We start from the raw sequence: 22,998 nt of genomic DNA on the forward strand, positions 1-22,998 counted from the left end.
CTCCACTCCCGTGGGTCAATCGGAGGCACAGAACTCGTCCGCGCCCTAGGATCGGGTGATGCAATCGAGGCTGCCCGCTGATGTGCGGCGCGCACAACTGGTGCAGTCTGCGATCGATGTCGCGGAGCGGGTCGGCATCGAGTCTCTGACCGTGCGTGCTCTCTCGGAGCACGCCGACGTCACCAAGGGCATCGTGCAGTACCACTTCGAGACCAAGCAGGATCTGGTGATCGCGATGGGGGAGCACCTCATCGTCGACGTCACCGAGATTCTGCATGCCGCGTTGGACAGCGCGGTGGGCACGCGCGAACTCCCGGGTGTCCGTGGTCTGCGCGAGCTGGTGCACGGCGGTCTGAGCGCGGTGTGGTTGCTGATCGAGAAGTCACCGGGTCGGCAGTTGCTCGCGTACGAGATCAAGACCTACTTGCTGCGCCATCGTGCGCTCGGGTCCGCCACGGCCGCCGAGATCGCCAGTGGGCAGTACCGAATCCGGGACTCCGAGGCCCGGTTGTTCTTCGAGAAGTGTTCCGCCCACACCGGGACGCGATGGCTGGAGCCGGTGGCGTCGATCGCGCGTTTCGGGATGGCCACCCTCGACGGCCTCGTGCTGCGATGGTTGGTCGACGGCGACGATCTCGAGGTGCTGGCGCAGATCGACGACCTGTCGGGTCTGATAGCGGCCAAGGCTCAGGACCGCTGAATGCTCGCCGGGACTTCTCGGCTGTGGAGTGTTTGACTGTTCGGACCTGGCAACGACAAAGGAATGAGCCGCATGAGTTCGATCGCCGGTGTCGCAACCACCGACACGACACCACTGTCCCGTATCGCCGCTGCCACCGAAGGGCTCGAATCACCATTGGCTGCAGTCGATCTGGCGGCCCTCGATGCCAATGCTGCGGCGCTGCGAGCACGGGCGGACGGAGTGCCGATCAGGATCGCGAGCAAGTCGGTTCGGTCCCGGGCGGTTTTGGAGCGGGTGCTCGCGGCCGACGGCGTGAGCGGGGTCATGGCGTACTCCCTGCGTGAGGCGATCTGGTTGGCACGCCACGGCGTCGAGGACATCCTGATGGGGTACCCGACGGTCGACCGCACCGCCCTCGCCGAGGTCGTCAACGATCGTGTTCTGTCGGGGCGCATCACGCTGATGGTCGACGACGTCGCACAGCTGGACATCGTGCGCGACGCCACCGCCAGCGATCTTCTCAAGCCCCGTATCTGTCTCGACGTCGATGCCTCGCTGCGGATCGGGCCGCTGCACATCGGTGTCAGACGTTCGCCGCTGCGCGAACCCGAGCAGGTCGCCGCCTTCGCGCGGGCGGCGCAGGCGCGGGGGTTCCGAGTAGTCGGGCTGATGTTCTACGAGGCGCAGATCGCCGGTGTGCCCGACGCCAATCTCGCGGTGGAATGGATGAAGTCGCTGTCGTCTCGTGAGATCTCCACGCGCAGAACGGCGGTGGTCGAGGCCGTGACCGCGGCAGTCGGCCGGATCGAGATCGTCAACAGTGGTGGGACCGGGTCGATCGAGTTCTCGGCGGCCGATCCGGTCGTCACCGAGGTGACCGCGGGATCGGGCTTGTTCGCGCCGACGCTCTTCGATCGGTATCGCGCATTCTCGGCCGAGCCCTCGCTGTTCTTCGCGCTGCCCGCGGTGCGCAAGCCGACGCCGCAGATCGCCACGCTGTTCGGTGGTGGCTACATCGCGTCGGGTCCGGCGTCGACGTCGAGGTCCCCGCGGCCGATCGCCTGGTCGAGAAAGGCCAGGGGCGTGGTGACGTCCGGTCTGAGGCTGCTGCGCAACGAAGGCGCGGGCGAGGTGCAGACTCCGGTGAGCGGAGCGGGAGAGATCAGGATCGGTGATCGCGTCTGGTTCCGGCATGCCAAGGCCGGCGAGCTGTGCGAGCGATTCGACACCCTGCATCTGGTACACGCCGACGGGTCCGTCGAGGCGGTCCCCACCTATCGTGGTGAGGGCATGGCGTTCGGCTGAATTCCGTTCTCGCACAGGCTCATGAAAGTGCCGAGGGTGACCAGTCCGGCCGGGGTCGACGGCAGGTACCGGGTCAGTGCCCGCGACCGGACCAGTATCGCGGCCCACTGGCCTCGCGAGACGGCGACGTTGAGTCTGTTGCGGGACAACAGGAATCCCATGCCTCGTGGCACGTCTTCGATTGCCGACGCGGCCATCGAGATCAACACCACCGGTGCCTGTCGTCCTTGGAACTTGTCGACGGTGCCCACCGAGACCTCGTCGAGTCCGGCGGCCGCGAGTCTTTCGACGATGACGGCCACCTGCGCGTTGTAGGCCGCGACGACCAGGAAGTCGCCCTGGTCCATCGGCCGCGCACCCTCGAAGGATTGCGGGTCGCTCCACAGTCGGCCCAGCAGATTCTGCACGTGAGTGACGATCTCGTCGGCTTCCTCCCCCGAGTCGGTGGAGTTGCCGTGGTGGTCGAGGTGGACGATATGCAGGCCGGGTTCGAGCGACTCCAGTGAACGTGCCTGTGTCACAGCACGGTTGGACTCGAGCTTGCCCTCGTACGACAGTGCCGAGACCGGCGCGCACAGATCGGGATGCATCCGCCACGTCGTGGCCAGGAAGTACCCGCGGTCGACGGGCAGCGTCGGGTGACCGCTGGTGATCCAACCCAGAGCCGACTCGTCCACGGGTTCTGGGTGAGTGCCCTGGCTGACCTGCGGCAGCTGTGCCGGGTCGCCGAGCAGCAGCAGGTTGCGTGCGGACACCGAGACGGCGATGGTATTGGCCAGGGAGAACTGCCCGGCCTCGTCGATGACCAGCAGATCGAGCGACTCGGGCGGAATGCGGCCGGGGTTGGAGAAGTCCCAGGCAGTACCGCCGATGACGCAGCCATCCTCGGCGGCGGTGACGAAGCGGCAGTAGTCCGTCGGGTCCAGGACGGTGTGGGCGGTCGGTGCCTTCTTTCCCACCTTGGCCGGGTCCACCCCTGCGGCCACGATGGTGTCGAGCAGATTGTTCACCACGTGATGCGATTGGCCCACCACGCCGACCTTCCAATGATGGACATCGACCAATTCGGCGATCACCCGTGCAGCGGTGTACGTCTTCCCGGTCCCGGGCGGACCCTGCACGGCAACGTACGACCGGTCCAGATCGAGCAGCGCCGCCGTGACGGCCCTCGCGTAGTCACCGGCGTGCACCTCGGGAAGGCCGATGCCGGAACGGGTTCGGGGCGGCGACAGCGTCAGCAGATCGGCGACGGCCGTGCGCGGAAGGTGCGGCAGTGCGGCGTGGACCTCGGCCGCGACGGCAACGATCGCCTGCTCCAGGTACTTGGTGGCCGGGGGCGGTTCGGGTGCGGTGGCGACGGGGAAGTCGAAGTACTCGTCCACTCCCTTGCGCAGGTTCTCCTGCACCACCACCATGTCGAGGGTGCCCTCGTAGCCCGCCTCCACGATCTCGACCGTCGTGGTCGCGCGATGGGTCGGCTGCTGTTTCGGTAATCCCTCCGGGGCCGGGTTGTCGTAGAGCAGCTTGACCTTCGAGCTCGACAGGACGCCGCTGCTCAGATGCCCCAACAGCTTGAGCTGTCGTCGCAGGACCCGTTGCTTCGGTGCAGTCTTCATCCAGTCGTGCACCAGCTCGGCGCGCTCGACCTTCAGCACGTCGGCTGCGTCGGCCCACTCGTCCAAGTGGTGAGTGAGCCGATCGAAGTGCGCCCACCAGAACGGCTTTCGCTCGCGTCGGTGGTAGCCGATGGAACCGGAGAACAATGCGACGGCCTGCTGCGTCGAGGTGCGCTCCCACGGCAGACCGGCGTAGTCGGCGAGTTCGAGCTCCAGCGGGCTCGCGGTGTCCGTCGCACCGTCTTCGAGTTCGAGATGCTGCCGAGCCCGCGGGTGCACACCGGCATCCGACGCGCGCCCCAGCAACCAATCCCGCAGTCGCAGCGTCGATTCGCAGTCGGTGCGGTTGTACTCGGCGATATCGGCGAGGAGCGCAGCAGCCTCGGCGTCCTTGCCCTGGTCTCGTAGATCGCACCAGTTCGCGTATTCGACGATCGACGCGGCCGCATCGGTGACGTCCCCGTCGCGGGCTGCAGGCATGTACAGGGGTTCGAGCTTCTTGATGCTGTACGACCTGGCTCCGATGCGCACCGCAGATCGCACGATCGGGTAGAGGTCCACCAGAACGTCGTCCCGCAGTAGGTCGTCGACTGCGTCCTCACCCACTCCGTAGCGTCCGGCGAGGCGCAGTAGCGCGGTCTTCTCGTACGGCGCGTAGTGGTAGACGTGCATGTTCGGGTAGGCGGCGCGACGGGTGGTCACGTAGTCGAGGAAGTCGATCAGGGCGCGGCGTTCCTGTGCGCGATCGTGCGCCCAGAACGGGAGGAAGTCGCCGTCGGCGGTGTAGACGCCGAACAGGTACTCGAGACCCCATTCGGCACTGCCGGCCTCGGCCCACAGTGGGTCGCCCTCGAAGTCGAAGAAGATGTCGCCCGGATCGGGCTCGGGGATCACGCCGAGGGCGTCGGCGTCGAAGACCTCGAATTCGGCGTCGCCGCTGCGCTCCTGGCGAACCTGCAGCGCGGCCTGAGCTCGCAGATTCGTGACCGTGCGAGACGACATGCCGTCCACGCTTCCGGTCGATGCAGCCAGTTCGTCGACCGTCGAGATGCCGGCGTCGAGCAGTCTGTCCCTGGTGCTCGCGCGCATGCCTGCGACCAGAACCAGGTCGCGGTGCTGTTCCACCTCGGCCGTGCAGGCCTCGCACTGTCCGCAGCCGGAGTAGCGCGAGTCGAACCAGTCGACGACGGTCCCCTCGGCGTGGTGCTCGTCGAGGATGTGTTGCAGGTGTTCCCTGGATTGTCGGTAGACCGGCAGGATCTCGGCGAGCGAGTGCGCGGAGTCGCTGCCGTCGCCGAGCATCAGGTGCACCTCGTCGCTCGGGGTGATGCCGCCGGACCGCAGCGCGTCCGCGTAGGCCGCCAACTGCAGCAGTGCCGACACCTTGGCGTGCCGCGACAGCTTGGTGTCGTACACGGCGTACCGATCGCCCTCGGCCACCAGGAAGTCGCAGAACCCGAGAAATCGGCCGTCGAAGAACGTGGCCTGATAGACCACGGGTGTGCGGGAGGTCAGGGCGGTGAACGTCGCCCAGGCCGCGTCGGCCATTTCCTGCGCGGTGCGTCCCGGTCGGTCCATCGTCAGGACACCGCCGGGAAACCGCTGCTGGAATGTCTCGAGTTGACGGCGTTCGTGCTCGAATCCGAGTGCAGAGGTGCGGTCCAGCATCGGATCCGGCTCGGCGGTGGCCCGCGGGATCAGACCGGTGAGGCCGTCGAGTCGGCGCAGCAGTCCGAATTCGCACGACGCTGCCGCGGCGAGGTCGCTGGCGCTGTAGATGACGCGATCGCCGATGAGGAACACGCGCCCACCCTAGTCACCGCCGCGAGCGGTACCGGTCACGTTGCGCGCGGATGCCGTCGCGAGGAGGCAAAATGATCGAATGCCTTTTTTCGACGGAGCCACCGGCGCGGTCCACTACCGAAACTGGACTGTCCCCGATGCTCGTTTCGGTCTCGTTTTTCTGCACGGTCTCGGCCAGAACAGCGGCCATTATCACCGTTTCGCTCGCGTCCTCAACGGACGCGGAGTCGATGTGTGGGCGGTCGATCACGTGGGCCACGGCCTCACCGAAGGTGAGTTGACGGACGCCGCTCAGATTCCCGCACTCGCGCAGAACGCGCTGCAGTTGCTCGAGATCGCCGAGGCCGAACACCCGGAGTTGTCGTTCGCACTGATGGGTCATTCGTTGGGCGCGGCGACGGCCATCGCAGCCCTCGGTGCGCATCCGGAGGCGGTGCAGTGCGCCGTACTGTGCGGAACACCCAAGTCGGTGACCGGCTCGGTCACCGATCTCGCCGACAACGTCATTCCGCTGCTGGCCGTGCACGGCGTGGACGATCGTCTGGCTCCGGTCGATGCGGTGCGCGAGTGGATCGGCGGCGTTCCCGACGCGTCCCTGCGCGAATTCGAGGACGGTGGCCACGACCTGCTGCACGAGAAGATCCATCTGCAGGTGACGTCGGTGGTGGCGGAATTCCTCGACGACCACATGTCCTGACAACGAAAAAGAACGGGCCCGGCGCGAGGATAGCGCCGGGCCCGTTCTCTTTCGGTCGATCTACGAGTAGATGGCTTCGATGTCGCTGCCGCGCTCGGCATGAATGATGTTGCGCTTGAGCTTCATCGTCGGGGTGAGCTCACCGGTTTCGACGGTGAAGTCGTTCTCGAGGATCGTGTACTTCTTGATTTGCTCCGGGTTCGAGACCTTCTTGTTGGCCTCGGCGACGGCCTTGTCGATCTCGGCGACCATCTCGGGATTCTTGGACAATTCGGAGAACGGAATGTCCGCGGACAGGTTGTGCCGCTCGAGCCAGCCCGGCAGTGCCTCCGGGTCGAGGGTGATGAGCGCACCGATGAACGGCTTGGCGTCGCCCACGACGAGGCACTGGCTGATGATCGCGTTCGCGCGGAGGGCGTCCTCGAGCACTGCGGGGGCGACGTTCTTGCCACCCGCGGTCACGATGATCTCCTTCTTGCGGCCGGTGATCGAGACGTAGCCTTCCTGGTCGATGGCACCGAGGTCGCCGGTGTGGAACCAGCCGTCGACGATGGCCTCGGAGGTGGCCTTCTCGTTGTGCCAGTAGCCGCTGAACACGACCGGTCCCTTGAGCAGCAGTTCGCCGTCCTCGGCGACCTTCACCGAGTGGCCGTCGATGGGCTTGCCGACGGTGCCGACGCGCTGTTCCTTGGTGGTGTTGACGGTGATGGCCGCGCTGGTCTCGGTCAGGCCGTAGCCCTCGTAGACCGGGACGCCCGCACCGCGGAAGAAGTGGCCGAGGCGGGCACCGAGAGGTCCACCACCGGACACCGCGCGGGTGCAGTTGCCGCCGAGTGCGGCGCGCAGCTTGGAGTACACGAGCTTGTCGAACACCGTGTGCTTGAGGTTCAGAACCAGCCCGGCTCCGCCCTTCTCCTGGGCCTCGCTCCACTCGATGGCCGTCGCGGCGGCCTTGTCGAAGATGGAACCCTTGCCGCCGTCGTGTGCCTTCTGCTTGGCGGAGTTGTAGACCTTCTCGAACACACGCGGCACCGACAGGATGAAGTCCGGCTTGAACACGGCGAACTGATCCACCAGCGTCGTCACGTCCGAGGTGTGTCCGACGGTGACCTTGGACTCGAACGAGCCGAACGAGACGGCGCGGGCGAACACGTGCGCCATCGGGAGGAACATCAGTGTGCGGTTGCCCTCCTTCATCGAGTCGTGCAGCGCGATCTGGGTGGCCTGCACCTCGGCGTAGAAGTTGGCGTGCGTGAGCTGAACGCCTTTGGGCCGTCCGGTGGTGCCCGAGGTGTAGATCAGGGTCGCGGGCGATGCCGCACTGACCTGATGGCGTCGTGCATGCAGTTCCTCGTCGCTGACCGAGGCTCCGCGGGTGGTCAGCTCGTCGATGGCTCCGGCGTCGATCTGCAGAACCTCACGCAGATCCTTGGCACCCTCGGTGACCTCTTTGAGGTTCGAGGCGTGCGCTGCGGTCTCGACGACGAGCAACTTGGTGGCGGAGTCCTCGAGAATCCACTGCGCCTGGTCGGCGGAGGAGGTCTCGTAGATCGCGACGGTGCAGCCACCTGCGGACCAGATGGCGTAATCGAGGACGACCCACTCGTAGCGCGTCGCGCTGAGGATCGCGACACGGTCGCCGAGTTCGATACCGGAGGCGATCAGTCCCTTGGCTGCTGCCGCGACCTCGGTCGCGAAGCGAGCTGCGGTGACATCGGTCCAGTTGCCGTTCACCAGACGTTGGAAGGGTACGAAGTTGGGCGATTCCTTCTCGTACCTGTAGACGGTGTCGGCCATGGATGCGTCGTCAGGAATGGTGAACGACGCCGGCACAGAATATTCGCGCACTGCTGGACCCCTTACGGAAAAATAGCGTGGTAGTTGTGCATTTCATCACATTCGAGGCCGTGGCGCACCATCCGGGGTGTCCGGTTTGTCGACTTTGCCGCGAGTCCGGGGTAGTTGAGTGTGACTCGGGGTACAACTTAACGGTCCGCAGTCGCGTTCGGGTGTCGGGTCGCCGGTGTGAGGCCGCTCGCACCGCAGGCCGTCGTGACCGTTTTCGTCACCTGATCAGCGTAGAAGGGTTCGCAGGGCCCGAGCAGGTACTAAACTCGTGCGACATATGAGCACTTCAGAAACTGAACAGGATGCCGCCGTGACGTCCGACGAGACGAATTCGCCCCCGCAGGAGTCCGCCGTTCCAGCGGGCGACGACATCACCTTCGCCGACCTCGGGATCGACGAGCGGGTCCTGAAGGCCCTCCGCGATGTCGGCTACGAGAGCCCGTCGCCCATTCAGGCGGCCACCATTCCGCCGCTGATGGCAGGCAACGACGTCGTCGGACTCGCGCAGACCGGAACCGGCAAGACCGCCGCGTTCGCGGTGCCGATCCTCTCGCGTCTCGACGTCTCGCGTCGGGTGCCGCAGGCCCTGGTATTGGCCCCGACCCGTGAGCTGGCGCTCCAGGTCGCCGAGGCGTTCGGCAAGTACGCCACCCACATTCCGGGTCTGCACATCCTGCCGATCTACGGCGGTCAGGCGTACGGCATCCAGCTGTCCGGTCTGCGCAAGGGCGCGCAGATCATCGTCGGTACTCCCGGCCGCGTCATCGACCATCTCGAGAAGGGCACCCTCGACCTGTCCGGGCTCGAGTATCTGGTCCTCGACGAGGCCGACGAGATGCTCAAGATGGGTTTCCAGGAGGACGTCGAGCGCATCCTCTCCGATACCCCGGAGTACAAGCAGGTCGCGTTGTTCTCGGCCACTATGCCGGCCGCGATTCGCAAGATCTCCAAGCAGTACCTGCACGATCCGGTGGAGATCACCGTCAAGACGAAGACGTCGACGGCACCGAACATCACCCAGCGCTACGTCCAGGTGGCACATCAGCGCAAGCTGGAGGCGCTCACTCGAATCTTCGAGGTCGAAGAGTTCGAGGCGATGATCATGTTCGTCCGTACCAAGCAGGCCACCGAGGAGCTCGCCGAGAAGCTGCGCGCACGGGGCTTCTCGGCCGCGGCGATCAATGGCGACATCGTGCAGGCCCAGCGTGAGCGCACCATCGGGCAGCTCAAGAACGGTCAGATCGACATCCTGGTGGCCACCGACGTCGCGGCCCGCGGTCTCGACGTCGACCGCATCTCGCACGTCATCAACTACGACATCCCGCACGACACCGAGTCCTACGTGCACCGCATCGGTCGTACCGGTCGCGCCGGCCGCGCCGGGCAGGCTCTGCTGTTCGTCGCGCCGCGCGAGCGGCACCTGCTCAAGGCCATCGAGCGTGCGACGCGTCAGCCGATCACCGAGATGCAGCTGCCGAGCGTCGACGACGTGAACGCGCAGCGCGTGACGAAGTTCAAGGACTCCATCACCGAGAGCCTGGGCAACGAGAATCTGGCGCTGTTCCGCCGGCTCATCGAGGACTACGAGCGCGAGCACGACGTGCCGTTGGTCGACATCGCGGCAGCGCTGGCCATTCAGTCCCGCGACGGCGAGGCGTTCCTGCTCAAGCCCGAGCCGCCTGCCCCGCCGCGGGCACCGCGCGAGCCGCGTGAACCCCGGCCCCCGCGCACGTTCGACGAGGATGCGGCCAGCTCGCATCATCGCAAGACCGGCCAGGAGATGGCGACGTATCGCATCAGCGTCGGCAAGCGGCATCACGTCGCCCCGGGAGCGATCGTCGGCGCCATCGCCAACGAGGGCGGTCTGCGTCGAAGCGACTTCGGCCACATCAGTATTCGTCCCGATCACTCGTTGGTGGAGTTGCCGGCCGACCTCGCCGACGAGACCGTCGAGGCGTTGCGCCGCACCCGCATCAGTGGCGTACTGATTCAACTGCAACCCGATTCCGGTCCTCCCGGACGCAGCGGTGGCGGGAAGTACAAGGGGCGGCGCTAGCGCACGTGCACGGCACTTCGTAGCCCACTACGAGTTTCCACGCACGACCCCAGCGCGAGCGTTTGGTGGCCGAGGCCGCGGGTATCCGCCCGTGCATGACCAACGTCACTCTCCGTGTCAACGGGACCGACCGCGCTTTCGACTGCGATACCCGAACCACCCTGCTCGACGCTCTCCGCGAGAACCTGGACCTGATCGGTGCCAAGAAGGGGTGTGACCACGGGCAGTGCGGGGCCTGCACGGTGCTGGTGGACGGACGGCGGATCAACAGCTGCCTGACGTTCGCAGTGGCGCAGCAGGATCGTGAGATCACCACGGTCGAGGGGTTGGCCGACGGCGACACCCTGCACCCCGTGCAGCAGGCCTTCGTCGATCGCGACGCGTTCCAGTGCGGGTACTGCACATCCGGGCAGATCTGTTCGGCGGTCGCGGTGATCGAAGAGGCCAAGCAGGGATGGCCCAGCGCGGTCACCGAGGACATCGAGGGTGCCGACGTCGAACTCGATCCCGACGAAATACGAGAACGTATGAGCGGCAACCTCTGTCGTTGCGGTGCCTACTGCAATATCGTGTCGGCCGTACGGGACGCGTCGTGAAGACCTTCGAGTACGACGCAGCCACCGCCGTCGACGAGGCCGTGGCCCACCTCGCCGATAACGAGAACGCGATGCTGCTCGGCGGGGGAACCAACCTGGTGGACCTGATGAAACTCGGAGTCGTGGGTCCGACGACGCTGATCGACGTGACGCGACTTCCGTTGCACGACATCGATGTATCCGACGACGGCTCGCTTCGTGTCGGTTCCGGCGTGAGCAACAGTGATCTCGCGGTGCACCCGGTGGTGCGTCAGCGTTATCCGGTGCTCTCGCGGGCGGTGCTGGCCGGTGCCTCGGGTCAATTACGCAACATGGCCACCACCGGCGGGAACCTGTTCCAGCGCACTCGGTGCGTGTACTTCATGGATGCATCGAAGCCGTGCAACAAGCGCGAACCCGGGTCGGGCTGCCCGGCCCGGACCGGTGAGCACCGAAACCTTGCCATCCTCGGGGCCTCGGAGGCCTGCGTGGCGACGCATCCCTCCGACATGGCGGTCGCGCTGTCCGCTCTCGACGCACGTGTGGTCGTGCGGGGAGTCGACGGAGAGCGCACCCTCGCTATCGATGACTTCTATCGGCTCCCCGGCGACGCGCCCGAGCGCGACAATACGGTCGCGCGGGACGAACTCGTCACGGCCATCGAGATACCGGCACCGGCGGACGGCACCGTCTCCACCTACCGCAAGGTGCGAGACCGGCAGTCCTACGCCTTCGCGATCGCCTCGGTCGCCGCCACTCTCGATGTCGAGGACGGAATCGTGCGCGGGGTGTCGATCGCGCTGGGCGGCGTGGCGCACAAGCCGTGGCGGGCTCGCACGGCCGAGTACACGCTGCTCGGCGCGGCTGCCGAGGAGGCGTCGTTCCGGCGGGCCATCGCGTTGGAACTCGACGCGGCGGAACCGTTGCGCGACAACGCGTTCAAGATCCCACTGGTGACCAACCTCGTCACCCGCACCTTGGCGGAACTCACAGTGTCGGGAGACCGGTCATGACTGCATCGATCGGACAACCGATTCAGCGCACCGAATCGATCGCGAAGGTCACCGGCCGGGCTCGGTACGCCGCCGAGCAACCGCAGGCCGTCGGGCAGCTGTACGCCTGGTACGTGCCCGCGACAGTTCCCGCGGGCACGGTCGAACGAGTCGAATTGGACGACGACCCCACGGTGCATGCGATCATCTGGCACGGCAACGCGGAGAAGCTGGGTGAGGTCGAGGACGCCGAACTGCATGTCCTGCAATCGAACACCGTCGCGTACCGCGGTCAGATCGTGGCCGTCGTCGTGGCCGATACTCTTCAGGACGCCCGCGCCGCCGCAACCCGAGTGCGGGTGCAGTACACCGATGTCCGCTCACCCGACAACACTCTGACGGCCGAGCACGGCTCGCTCTACGCACCCGAGTCCGTCAACGCCGGCTTTCCCACCGACGTGACGATCGGGGAGCCCGATGCGGCGCTGCAGACCGCCGAGCATGTCGTCGACAACTGGTATTCCACCGCGCCGATGCACAACAGTCCGATGGAGCCGCATGCCACCACGGCGCAGTGGGCCGACGGCGTTCTGACGCTGTGGGACTCGACGCAGGCACCGTCGGGTGTGCAGGGCGATCTCGCCACGGCGTTCGACCTCGAGCCCGAGAACGTTCGCGTCGTCGCCGAGAACGTCGGCGGCGGATTCGGAGCCAAGGGAAGTACTCGGCCCAACGCGATCCTCGCTGCGATGGCCGCGCGAGCCACCGGCCGCACCGTGAAATTGGTGCTGCCGAGGCAGGCGTTGTTCGATGTCGTCGGGTATCGCACGCCGACGCTCAATCACGTTCGTCTGGGCGCTGATTCGACCGGTGTGCTGCAGGCGATCACGCACGATTCGTTCCAGCAGACCAGCACGATCTTCGAGTTCTGCGAGCAGACGTCGGAATCGACTCGGCACATCTATGCGGCCCCCAACCGTCGCACCACCCACCGTCTCGCGAAGCTGGATGTCGGAACGCCGCGGTGGATGCGGGCACCCGGCGAGGCACCCGGCATGTTCGCCGTCGAGACGGCCATCGACGAATTGGCCGCGGCCACCGGTGTCGATCCGATCGAATTGCGCGTTCGTAACGAGCCGGACGTCGATCCCGCCAGTGGTAACCCGTTCAGCTCACGCAGCGTGGTGCAGTGCCTGCGCGAGGGTGCGGAGAAGTTCGGCTGGGACCGCCGCGATTCCACACCCGGTCAGCGTCGAGAAGGCAACACCCTCGTCGGCATGGGAGTCGCGACGGCCAGCTACCCGGTGTTGATCTCACCGAGTACCGCGTCGGCGCGAGTGGAGTCGGACGGCACGATCACGGTGTCCGTCGCCGCGTCGGACATCGGTACCGGCGCGCGCACCGTGCTGCGACAGATCGCCGCCGATGCTCTCGAGGTCGATGCCGACAGCGTGACCGTCGAACTCGGCGACAGCGCACTGCCGACCGCTCCGGGAGCCGGTGGATCCTCGGGTACCTCGTCGTGGGGCTGGGCCGTCACCAAGGTCTGCCACTCGTTGAAGTCTCAGGGTTCGTACGAGCCGGGCAACTCCGCCGAGGCCGACACCACCGACGACGTCGAGGGGCAGAAGGAGCTGGCGCGCATGGCTTTCGGTGCCCAGTTCGCCGAGGTCGCGGTCGACATCGACACCGGTGAGGTGCGGGTCCGCAGGATGCTCGGTGTCTTCGGCATCGGCGCGGTGATGAACCCGCGGCTGGCCAGGTCTCAGCTCATCGGCGGAATGACGTTCGGACTCGGCATGGCGCTGATGGAGAACGGCATCACCGATCAGGAGTTCGGCGGGTTCGCCAATCACGATCTCGCGGAGTACCACATCCCGGCGTGTGCGGACGTCACCGATCTCGAGGCCGTGTGGGTCGAGGAAGTCGACACCGAACTCGCGCCGATGGGCGGCAAGGGAATCGGTGAGATCGGTGCGGTGGGATCCTCGGCGGCCATCGGCAATGCCGTCTACAACGCCACCGGCGTCCGAGTCCGCGATCTGCCGATCACCCTGGACAAGGTGCTGCCGCACCTCTAGAGCGGCTTCGCCGCAGGTGAGTGGAAACTCGACCCCTGCTACGAAGTTCCGCGCACATGGGGCGCAGCCCCTCTACAGCCCCTCTAGGCCAATATCCGCTGCAGGAACTGGCGGGTACGGGGCTCCGTCGGGTTCACCAGCACCTGTTCCGGTGTGCCGCGTTCGAGGACGACGCCGTTCTCGATGAACAGCACCTGATCGGCGACCTGTTGGGCGAAGCGGATTTCGTGGGTGACGATCACCATCGTCCAGCCCTGCGCGGCAAGACCTTTGATGACGCCGAGCACCTCGCCCACGAGTTCGGGATCGAGTGCCGAGGTGGGCTCGTCGAACAGCATCAGCTTGGGGCGCAGGGCCAGGGCTCGGGCGATTCCGACGCGTTGTTGCTGGCCTCCGGACAGTTGGAACGGGTACTGGTCGGACTTGGCGTCGAGACCGATCTGATCGAGGATCGCGTGCGCGTCACGGATGGCGTCGTCCTTGGCTCGCTTCTGCACGATCACCGGTCCCTCGATGATGTTCTGCAGCACCGTCTTGTGTGGAAACAGGTTGTGGCTCTGGAACACCATGCCGCTCTGAGCGCGGAAGTGTCGGAGCTGCGCCGCGTTGACGGATTCTGCGAAATCCACCGACACGTCCCCTATGCGGATGATGCCTGCGTCGGCCTGGTCGAGTGCGTTCAGTGTGCGCAGCACCGTGGTCTTGCCGGATCCGGACGGTCCGATGATGACGGTGACGGTGCCGGACGGCACGGTGAACGAGATGTCCTTCAACACCTCGAGTGGCCCGAACGATTTCTTCAGTGCGGATACTTCCAGCAGGTCTGTCATTTGGCCACGTACCTGTCGAGTCGGACTTCGAGTTTTCCTTGGAAGAACGAGAGAACGATGCAGATCACCCAGTAGTAGAGCGCCGCAACGGTATACAGGGTGAAGAAGTCGAAGGTCGGTGCCGCCGCGAGTTGTGCGACGCGCAGCAGCTCGGTGACCAGGATGGTCGATGCCAGCGAGGTGTCCTTGACCAGCGAGATCAGCGTGTTCGACAACGGTGGTACCGCGGTGCGCAGTGCCTGCGGAAGTACGATGCGCTGCAACGTGGTTCGGTAGCCCATCCCGATGGTCTGCGCGGCCTCCCACTGCCCCTTGGGCACGCTCAGTATCGCGGCCCGGATCACCTCGGCCGCGTAGCCACCGACATTGAGCGAGAACGCGACCACCGCGGCCGGGAACGGCGAGATCACGATGCCGAACTGCGGTAGCCCGTAGAAGATGATGAACAGCTGCAGCAGCAGGGGAGTGCCGCGGATGATCGAGACGTAGAACCGGGCGACCGCAGCGAGCGGTGCGATCGACGAGATCCGGGCCAGTGCCACCGCGAGGGCGATGACGAGTCCGACCACGAAGCTGATGGCGGTCAGCGGAATCGTCATTGTCACCGTGGCTTTGAGCATCGGCCACAGGTTGTCGAGAACGAGCTGCGTTTTGGACGGTGCCGTCGACGCTGCGTCGTCGCTCGTCGGAACCACGGTGTCGGCGGTCGGTGCGGCGACATCACTGCCGAAGTACTTGTTCGAGATCTCGGCGATGGTGCCGTTCTCGCGCAGCGTGTCGATGGCGGTGTCGACCTCGTCCATCAGCCCACTGTCCTTGCGGGCCACGAAGGATTGCAGCGTCGTGTCGCCGGTCTCGCCTGCGATCTTCACGCCGGTGTCGCCGGTCTGCTGCAGGTATTCGGCGATGGCGAGGGAGTCGTTGACGGTGGCGTCGACGCGGCCGTCCTTGACGAGAGTGACCGCCTGAACGAATCCCTCGACGGCTTCGACGTTCGCGCCTGCGTTCGCCGCGACCTCGGCCCAGTTGCTCGTCGACGATTGCGCGGTGGTCTTTCCGGCCAGGTCGGCGAGAGAGGTGATGGTGGAGTCGTCTGCGGCGGTGAGGATCTGGCCTTCCGACACCGTGTACGGCGTGGACAGGTCGTAGGCCGACTGGCGCGCAGGAGTGATCGAGACCTGGTTGGCGATCAGATCGAAGCGTTGGGATTGCAGTCCGGCGAAGATCGAATCGAACGGGGTCTGCACGAAGTCGACGCGTACGCCCAACTCGGCTCCGACGGCGTTGATGACGTCGATGTCGTATCCGGTGAGTTGTCCGTCCGCGCCCTGATAGCTGAACGGGCTGTAGGTGCCCTCGGTGCCGACGACCAGTACGCCCTCGTCCTGCACCCGGTCCAGCAGCGACTGTGAGGACGAGCTGCAGCCGGACAACCCGAGGATGCCGATGAGAATCGCGACCAGAGCAAGAATCGATCTGCGCACCATCTGCGCCCGCTTTCGCCGTATGTACGAGTGGAGCAAAACCTACCCGTCGATCTCCAGTTCCGCTGACACCACGACGGTGTTGTTCATCGGCAATGCCGCCACCCCGAGTGCGGTGCGGGCATGGGCACCGATTTCCGGACCGAAGATGGCGAGCACCAGATCGGAGAAGCCGTTGACGACCGTGGTGGTCTGAGTGAAGCCGTGGTCGGCGTTGACCGACCCGGTCACGGTCAACCACGCGCTGATTCGATCGAGGTCGCCGATTGCCCGGGCGACGCTGCCGAGGAGCGCCAGCGCGGTGTCGCGTGCGGCGTCGGTGGCCGAATCGAGATCGACCTGCGACGGCACTGCACCGAACGGGCCGGCCAGGGTGCCGTCCCGGTCCAAGGGGGAATGGCCCGAGGCGAAGACTCGGTTGCCACGCACGCGCACCCATTCGAACGAGAACTCGAAACCGGGCGGAGCGGTCGGTTCCCCGGGCAAGGTGAAGCCGAGTTCGGTGATGCGACGTTCGATCTCCATGAAAGAAAACTCTGTCAGACCGGGATGCCGTTGATGGTGCGAACGGTCCAGCGAGAACCGTCGTGTTCGAGGGTGGAGACGCCCGCGTTGAGGATGCGCGGGGAGTGGCGTCGCCGGATCGCGTCGAAGATCGCCCGGATGACGCCGCCGTGCGCCACGGCGATCACCGCCGAGTCCGGGTAGCGCGCGGCGATCTCGTCGACGGCGCGCACGCCACGCACGATCAGGTTCGAACGCGGCTCCAAGCCCGGGTACCGGCCGTCCGGCCAGTGCGAATACGCGTCCCAGTCGGTGAAGCCCTCGGCGTCACCGAAGTGCCGCTCGGCCAGATCGGGGAACTCGGCGGTGCGGGTCAGACCCAGGTGCGCGCCGATGATGTCTGCGGTTTCCGCTGCTCGGATCAGCGGGGAGCTGACCAGGTGGTCCCATGTCCGGTACTCGAGTTCGTAGCCGGCCTCGCGGGCCTGAGCTCGCCCGGTGTCGTTGAGAGGAATGTCCGAAGAGCCCTGCAGGCGCCCGTGCAGATTCCAGTTCGTTTCACCGTGCCGAACCAGTGCCAGAAGAGTCATAGTGAGCGGAGAATATCCCAGAGTTACCAGGGAGTACGGTCGATACGAAGATACGCGAACGAGCTTGGAGGATTGTCGATGAATCTTGCCCTGACAGAAGAAGAGGCCGCGTTCCGTGACGAGATGCGGACGTTCTTCACCACGAAGGTCCCCGCCGAGATTCGCGAGAAGAGTGCGACGGGTCAGGAGTTGAGCAAGGACGAGGTGGTCACGACCATGCGAATCCTCAACGAGAACGGCCTGGCGGTGCCGCATTGGCCCGCGGAGTTCGGTGGCCGCGACTGGACCGCTGTACAGCGTCACATCTGGCTCGACGAAATGCAGTTGGCGTCGGTGCCCGAGCCGCTGGCGTTCAATGCCTCGATGGTCGGCCCGGTCATCGCGACGTTCGGCTCGCAGGAGCTCAAGGAGAAGTTCCTGCCCAAGACGGCGAACCTCGACATCTGGTGGTGCCAGGGCTTCTCCGAGCCCGAGGCCGGATCGGACCTGGCGTCGTTGCGCACCACCGCCATCCGCGACGGTGACGACTACATCGTCAACGGACAGAAGACGTGGACCACGCTCGGCCAGTACGCCGACTGGATCTTCGCGCTCGTGCGCACCAACCCGGACGCGCCGAAGAAGCAGGCCGGCATCTCGTTCCTGCTGATCGACCTGAACACTCCCGGCATCGAGATGCGTCCCATCAAGCTGATCGACGGCAGTGTCGAGGTCAACGAGGTCTTCTTCGACAACGTCCGCGTTCCGGCGGAGAACCTCGTCGGCGAGGAGAACCAGGGCTGGAGCTACGCCAAGTTCCTGCTCGGCAACGAGCGCACCGGCGTCGCCCGGGCCGGACACACCAAAGTCCATCTGGGACAGGCGAAGAAGCACGCGGCGCAGACCAAGGTCGGCACCGGCACGTTGCTCGAGGATCCACTGTTCGCGGCCAAGATGGCCGAGGTCGAGAACGAACTGCTTGCCCTCGAGCTGACTCAGCTGCGCATGGTGTCGAGCTCGGACGACGGCAAGCCCAATCCGGCGTCGTCCATCCTCAAGCTGCGGGGATCGGAACTGCAGCAGGCCACCACCGAATTGCTGATGGACGTTGCCGGGCCGGACTCACTGCCCTACGAGGCGGGCGAGGACATCGAGAGCGAGGGCTGGGCGCAGCGCTCGGTACCGGGTTATCTCAACTACCGCAAGGTGTCGATCTACGGCGGCTCGAACGAGGTTCAGCGCACCATCATCGCCTCTGCGATTCTCGGACTGTAAGGGAGCATCTGAAGACATGGATTTCGAACTCAACGAAGAGCAGAAGCTGCTGCGCGACACCACTCGTGAGGTTCTCTCGCGGGCCTACGACACCGAGAAGCGCAACAAGATCGTTGCCGGTGAGCTGGGTTGGAGCACCGACGTCTGGAAGCAGTTGGCCGAGGTCGGCCTGCTGGGTCTGACGTTCAGCGAGGAAGACGGCGGGATGGACGCCGGTCCGGTGGAGATCATGGCCGTGATGACCGAGGTCGGACGACGGCTCGCACCGGAGCCGATTCTCGACGCCGTTCTCGTCCCCGGCGGGTTGATCTCCGAGCTCGGCAGCGCCGATCAGCGCGCGCGGCTCCTGCCGCCCGTCGCCGAGGGATCGTCGATGTTGGCGTTCGCGCACAACGAATCCGGTAGCCGCTGGCCCAACGTCGAGGTCGCCACCACCGCCACCGAGGACGGTGGCTCGTGGTCGATCAACGGCGTGAAGAACCCGGTTCCGCACGGTGGTAGCGCAGACGTGATCGTTGTCAGTGCGACGCTGCCCACCGGTGGAACAGGACTGTTCGTCGTCGACGCCGACGCGACCGGGCTCACGCGCAAGTCGTACGCCACCCACGACGGTCAGCGCGCCGCGCAGATCGAATTCGTCGACGTCGCAGCCGAACCGCTCGGCACCGCCGAGAACGCGGCCGCGGCCATCACCGGTGCCGAGGTGCGAGCGCAGGCCGCGCTCTGCGCCGAGGCGATCGGTGCGATGGAAGAGGCGCTTCGGTTGACCACCGATTACCTCAAGCAGCGCAAGCAGTTCGGGGTTCCGCTGGCCAAGTTCCAGGCACTCACCTTCCGTGCGGCGGACATGTACGTGCTGCTCGAACTCGCCCGCAGCATGAGCCTGTACGCCACGATGTCCTTGGCCGACGGCAACGTAGACCCGACCATCGCGTCGCGCGCGAAGCTGCAGATCTCGCGGTCCGGTCGCAAGATCGGCCAGGAGGCCATTCAGTTGCACGGCGGAATCGGCGTGACGGCCGAATATCCGGTGGGGCACTACACCAGTCGACTGGTGGCCATCGAGCACACGCTCGGTGGTGCCGACGAGCACCTACGCATCCTTGCCGCGAAGGTCGCCGATCACGATCTCATCGGGATCTGACGCTCGCCCTAACACTCCTCGGGCCCGGCCACCGTCGACAGGTGGCCGGGCCCGAGGTCGTTTCGTGAGGTGTCAGCTGCCCGCATCCGCCTCGGCGACGAGGTCGGCCACGGCTGCGGGGTTCGAGACCAGGATCGCGTGCGAACCCGGCACCTCGGTCACCCGAGCACCCGCCCGCTGCGCCATGAACCGCTCGGCCGAGGCCGGGATGATCTGATCCTGCTGGGGAATCAGCGCCCACGACGGTGTGTCCGCCCAGGACGGTGGGCCGCTCGGCTCGAGCAGCGCACCGGCAGCGATCGTCTTCTGGTGAGCGACCATGCGCGCGGCCTGCTCCTCGGTGACATCAGGGGCGAAGAACGGCCGGAACAGGGCAGGCGTGATGTACGAGTCGACGTTCTTGCCGATCAGGTTGGAGGAGTCGTCGACGATCGACAGGCCGATCACCGGCGGTACCAGCGCGGTCACCGGGAATCGGATGGGGTCGAGTTCCAGGGCGACGGGTTCGCCCTCGACGGGCATGAACGCGGCGACGTAGACCAGCGCTTCCACGTTGTCGGCGTGCACGTTGCTGATCACCGTGCCGCCGTACGAATGGCCCACCAGTACCACCGGCCCGTCGATGCTCTCGACGACATCGGTGACCGAGGCCGCGTCGAACGCCGGTCCGCGCAGCGAGTTGTCCGCCGTCACCACCGGGTAGCCGCGGCCACGGAGGTTGTCGGCTACGCCGTCCCAGCTGGTGTTGTCAGCGAAGGCTCCGTGCACCAGCACCACGGTCGGCAGCTCTTGCGCGGCAGCGGGCGCGACGCCGATGCCGACCATCGACCCCACCGTCAGTCCTGCAGTTGCGAGAAGGGTGGTCAGCTTCGGTTTCGTCATGCACTCAACCTGTCACACGCCGGATGTTGGTGCGGTGTTCACCGCGTAGATCCGACCAGCTTTTTCTCAGTGAACGCTCGTATGCTTGGGTTGCAACAGTGGCGTTCGCCCGGCCGGGTGAACGTGAAACGGTAGGTCCGATCGTGAGCGAGAGTTCGATGAAGTCTCGGATGGCCGAGTACCCACGTCCCCATCACTGCTTGCTGCATATCAGCGACACGCATCTCGTCGACGGCGGAGGTCGGTTGTACGGGGGCGTGGACAGTCATTTGCGGCTCGAGCAGGTGATGACCGACGTACGCAACTCCGGTGTGCGGCCCGACGCATTGGTGTTCACGGGGGATCTGACGGACAAGGGCGAGCCGGGCGCGTACGAGAAATTGCGCGCGTTGGTCGAGCCGGTGGCCGAGGAACTCGGTGCGCAGATCGTCTGGGCGATGGGCAATCACGACGACCGGGCGACGTTTCGTCAGAAGCTTCTCGACGCCGAACCCACCGGGCAGTCCATCGATCGTGTCCACGACGTCGACGGTCTTCGGGTGGTGACGCTCGACACGACGGTCCCGGGCAGGCATCACGGCGAGCTCGGCGACGAGCAATTGACCTGGCTGGCAGACACTCTCGCGACCCCCGCCGAGTTCGGCACCATTCTCGCGATGCATCATCCGCCGGTACCGACCGTGCTCGATCTCGCCGTGCTGGTCGAGCTGATCGATCAGCCTCGGCTGGCCGACGTACTACGCGGAACCGATGTGCGATCCATTCTTGCTGGGCACCTGCACTATTCGACGACGGCCACGTTCGCGGGTATCCCGGTCTCGGTGGCGTCGGCCACGTGCTACACCCAGGATCTGAACGTGCCCGCAGGCGGATTGCGCGGACGCGACGGTGCCCAGGGATACAACTTGGTCCACGTCTACGAGGACACCGTCGTGCATTCGGTGGTGCCCACAGGGTCGTACGACACTGTGGGAGAGCCGGTCTCGGCTCAGGAGACCGCGCGCAGGCTGAATGCAGCGGGAGTGACCATCGCAGACAGCGCGCGGCGCAAGACGTTCAGCGACGCCTGAGCATCAGCGTTCGTCGGTCCTCGCGCGTTCCCAGGGCGCGACGATGGGGAAGTACTTGTCCAGGAACTGTGTCACCGTACGGGTGCGCAGGTCCAGGTCGACCTCGGGGAAGCTGCCGTCGTTGAGGCAGAAGAAGTCCACCGATCGCTTGGGGAGCAGCTTCTCCATCAGGTCGAGACCGGCCACGGTGGTGGTGTCGATGTACCGGACCTTGGCGTCCTTCTGGACCACGGCGCGACCGCTCATCAGCGCGTAGTAGTGGTACAGCGAGTTGGTCACCGAGATGTTGGTGCTCGCCCGGAACGCGCTCGCCGCGGTGGAGGCGAACTCGTCCGGGAATTCGTTCTCCATCTCCTGCATCACGCTGCGCCGCAGCGGTGTTGCCGCGTGTTCGAGATGCCGGGTTGTGGTCATTCCGAATCGGTTCTGCAGGATTCGACGGTTCACCCGCGCCGCGTTCTCGAAGCCGCTGCGGTCGGCGTCGCTGTAGCCCAACCCGATTCGGGTCGTCGCCTCGATGAACATGCTGATTCCGCCGGGGGAGAAGAACATCGACGGACTGACCGGTCGACCGAAGAACATGTCGTCGTTCGAGTACAGGAAGTGCTCGGACAATCCGGGGATGTGGTGCAGCTGGCTTTCGACGGCCTGCGAATTGTGGGTCGGCAGAACGGATGTGTCGACGAAGAAGGCCTCGCTCGGCACGAACGTCACCTTGGGGTGGTCGGCGAGCCATGCAGGTCTCGCCGAGTCGGTGGCCACGAAGATGCGCCTGATCCACGGCGCGTACATGTGAATCGACCGCAGCGCGTACTTCAGTTCGTCGATCTGCCGGTAGCGGGCTGCCGAGTCGTCACCCTCACCGACGACGTAGTTCGCCATCCGCCGCGCGCGCTGAGCCTGGAATTCTGCCGAGGAGCCGTCGACCCAGGAGAACACGATGTCGATGTCGAAATTGATGTCCGACGCGTGGTCGGCGAACATGTTCTCGATGGTCGGCCACGTTCTGCCGAAGCGTTCGACCGTTCCGCGGACGGCCTCGTCGGGCCGAATGTTGCGTCGGGTCAGCGAATTCTCGATCGGAAGCACGATCTCGGACGGTGAGAACGACCAGAGTTCGATCTGCACTGCCGTCGATGCGCCGTAGTACAACCCGCTGAACGGTTCGACGCGCGGTCGGTACAGGCGCACGATCCGGGCGTTGGCCGACGGGGAGAGTGTGCCGTCGGCAACCAGTACGGCTTTTCCGCGGGCGTCGACGGTCTTGGAGTAGAACGGCTCGGCGCGGCAGGCGTGTACCAATGCCGTGGTCAGCGCGTCCCGGGCAGCGAGTTCTATGGCGATGACCGGTCGTTCGTCGTTGCCGCGGACGAGCAAATACTTGATGCGGGCGGCGTCGAGCACGGCGCGAACGAACAGCAGATCCTCGACCATTGCCTGGTGCGGGGTGGTGGAGGTGATCGTCAGTGCGTAGCGGCCGTCGTGGCTGACCACGTCGGATCGTTCGCTCAGGCGTGCTGCGGACGCTGCGGATTCTCGGGTGACGGCATCATTGGTCTCGTGCTCCGGTGGAACGAGGTAGATA

General features: G+C 65.6%; 18 protein-coding genes. 10 read left to right on the forward strand and 8 right to left on the reverse strand.

Going from position 1 to position 22,998, the window contains the following annotated elements:
- Positions 1–58: 58 nt before the first annotated feature.
- Entirely contained in the window at positions 59–700 is a 642-nt protein-coding gene (locus R3P93_RS21665; protein ID WP_068053247.1) for a TetR/AcrR family transcriptional regulator, read from the forward strand.
- A gap of 72 nt (positions 701–772) precedes the next feature.
- Complete coding sequence (locus R3P93_RS21670) at positions 773–1,987, forward strand: alanine racemase (protein ID WP_317534046.1); 1,215 nt, start codon at positions 773–775, stop codon at positions 1,985–1,987.
- On the opposite strand, the gene R3P93_RS21675 is transcribed toward R3P93_RS21670, so the two are convergent.
- Complete coding sequence (locus tag R3P93_RS21675) at positions 1,957–5,406, reverse strand: TM0106 family RecB-like putative nuclease (protein ID WP_317534047.1); 3,450 nt, start codon at positions 5,404–5,406, stop codon at positions 1,957–1,959. The two genes, R3P93_RS21670 and R3P93_RS21675, sit on opposite strands and share 31 nt — an antisense overlap.
- Positions 5,407–5,485: 79 nt before the next feature.
- Between R3P93_RS21675 and R3P93_RS21680 the strand changes: the two genes are divergently transcribed.
- On the forward strand, positions 5,486–6,103 hold the full coding sequence (locus R3P93_RS21680; protein WP_068053245.1) for an alpha/beta hydrolase: 618 nt from the start codon (positions 5,486–5,488) through the stop codon (positions 6,101–6,103).
- Positions 6,104–6,163: 60 nt separating this feature from the next.
- Here the strand turns inward: R3P93_RS21680 and R3P93_RS21685 are convergent, their stop codons facing one another.
- A complete protein-coding gene (locus R3P93_RS21685; RefSeq protein ID WP_176460380.1) occupies positions 6,164–7,951 on the reverse strand; it encodes an AMP-dependent synthetase/ligase in 1,788 nt (595 codons plus the stop codon).
- A 310-nt stretch (positions 7,952–8,261) separates the two neighbouring features.
- On the opposite strand from R3P93_RS21685, the gene R3P93_RS21690 reads away from it, so the two are divergent.
- The 4 genes from R3P93_RS21690 (at position 8,262) to R3P93_RS21705 (ending at position 13,655) form a co-directional block, all read left to right on the forward strand.
- On the forward strand, positions 8,262–10,007 hold the full coding sequence (locus R3P93_RS21690; protein ID WP_231911489.1) for a DEAD/DEAH box helicase: 1,746 nt from the start codon (positions 8,262–8,264) through the stop codon (positions 10,005–10,007).
- A 95-nt stretch (positions 10,008–10,102) separates the two neighbouring features.
- Complete coding sequence (locus R3P93_RS21695) at positions 10,103–10,603, forward strand: 2Fe-2S iron-sulfur cluster-binding protein (protein WP_068053261.1); 501 nt, start codon at positions 10,103–10,105, stop codon at positions 10,601–10,603.
- A complete protein-coding gene (locus R3P93_RS21700) occupies positions 10,600–11,595 on the forward strand; it encodes an FAD binding domain-containing protein (protein ID WP_317534048.1) in 996 nt (331 codons plus the stop codon). The genes R3P93_RS21695 and R3P93_RS21700 overlap by 4 nt, the downstream gene beginning before the upstream one ends.
- Positions 11,592–13,655, forward strand: coding sequence for a xanthine dehydrogenase family protein molybdopterin-binding subunit (locus tag R3P93_RS21705; RefSeq protein ID WP_317534049.1), 2,064 nt, complete (start codon positions 11,592–11,594; stop codon positions 13,653–13,655). The genes R3P93_RS21700 and R3P93_RS21705 overlap by 4 nt, the downstream gene beginning before the upstream one ends.
- A gap of 83 nt (positions 13,656–13,738) precedes the next feature.
- Here R3P93_RS21705 and R3P93_RS21710 read toward each other — a convergent pair whose 3' ends face one another.
- From R3P93_RS21710 to R3P93_RS21725, 4 genes are read right to left on the reverse strand one after another with little or no spacing between them, the layout of a single operon-like run.
- Positions 13,739–14,485, reverse strand: a complete 747-nt coding sequence (locus R3P93_RS21710; RefSeq protein WP_317534050.1) for an amino acid ABC transporter ATP-binding protein — start codon at positions 14,483–14,485, stop codon at positions 13,739–13,741.
- Positions 14,482–15,972, reverse strand: a complete 1,491-nt coding sequence (locus R3P93_RS21715) for an ABC transporter permease subunit (RefSeq protein WP_317534051.1) — start codon at positions 15,970–15,972, stop codon at positions 14,482–14,484. Before R3P93_RS21715 ends, R3P93_RS21710 begins: the two co-directional genes overlap by 4 nt.
- A 39-nt stretch (positions 15,973–16,011) precedes the next feature.
- Positions 16,012–16,494 (reverse strand): RidA family protein, encoded by a 483-nt coding sequence (locus tag R3P93_RS21720; protein ID WP_068053267.1) that lies wholly within the window; start codon positions 16,492–16,494, stop codon positions 16,012–16,014.
- Positions 16,495–16,508: 14 nt separating this feature from the next.
- A complete protein-coding gene (locus R3P93_RS21725) occupies positions 16,509–17,063 on the reverse strand; it encodes a histidine phosphatase family protein (RefSeq protein ID WP_068053269.1) in 555 nt (184 codons plus the stop codon).
- Positions 17,064–17,141: 78 nt separating this feature from the next.
- Here R3P93_RS21725 and R3P93_RS21730 point away from each other — a divergent pair, with 78 nt between their 5' ends.
- Together R3P93_RS21730 and R3P93_RS21735 are read left to right on the forward strand one after the other, a co-directional pair.
- Positions 17,142–18,317: an acyl-CoA dehydrogenase family protein gene (locus R3P93_RS21730; RefSeq protein WP_068053271.1), complete on the forward strand. Its 1,176-nt coding sequence runs from the start codon at positions 17,142–17,144 to the stop codon at positions 18,315–18,317.
- Positions 18,318–18,333: 16 nt separating this feature from the next.
- Entirely contained in the window at positions 18,334–19,461 is a 1,128-nt protein-coding gene (locus R3P93_RS21735) for an acyl-CoA dehydrogenase family protein (protein ID WP_068053274.1), read from the forward strand.
- Positions 19,462–19,533: 72 nt separating this feature from the next.
- Here the strand turns inward: R3P93_RS21735 and R3P93_RS21740 are convergent, their stop codons facing one another.
- Positions 19,534–20,343: an alpha/beta fold hydrolase gene (locus R3P93_RS21740; RefSeq protein WP_094641337.1), complete on the reverse strand. Its 810-nt coding sequence runs from the start codon at positions 20,341–20,343 to the stop codon at positions 19,534–19,536.
- A 158-nt stretch (positions 20,344–20,501) separates the two neighbouring features.
- Here R3P93_RS21740 and R3P93_RS21745 point away from each other — a divergent pair, with 158 nt between their 5' ends.
- Positions 20,502–21,413: a phosphodiesterase gene (locus R3P93_RS21745; protein ID WP_094641556.1), complete on the forward strand. Its 912-nt coding sequence runs from the start codon at positions 20,502–20,504 to the stop codon at positions 21,411–21,413.
- Between the two features lie 3 nt (positions 21,414–21,416).
- Here the strand turns inward: R3P93_RS21745 and R3P93_RS21750 are convergent, their stop codons facing one another.
- Positions 21,417–22,925, reverse strand: a complete 1,509-nt coding sequence (locus R3P93_RS21750) for a stealth family protein (RefSeq protein WP_188078858.1) — start codon at positions 22,923–22,925, stop codon at positions 21,417–21,419.
- Positions 22,926–22,998 lie beyond the last annotated feature (73 nt).

Origin of the sequence: Rhodococcus cerastii (genome assembly GCF_033042195.1) — a bacterium.
Classification (GTDB): Bacteria; Actinomycetota; Actinomycetes; order Mycobacteriales; family Mycobacteriaceae; genus Rhodococcoides.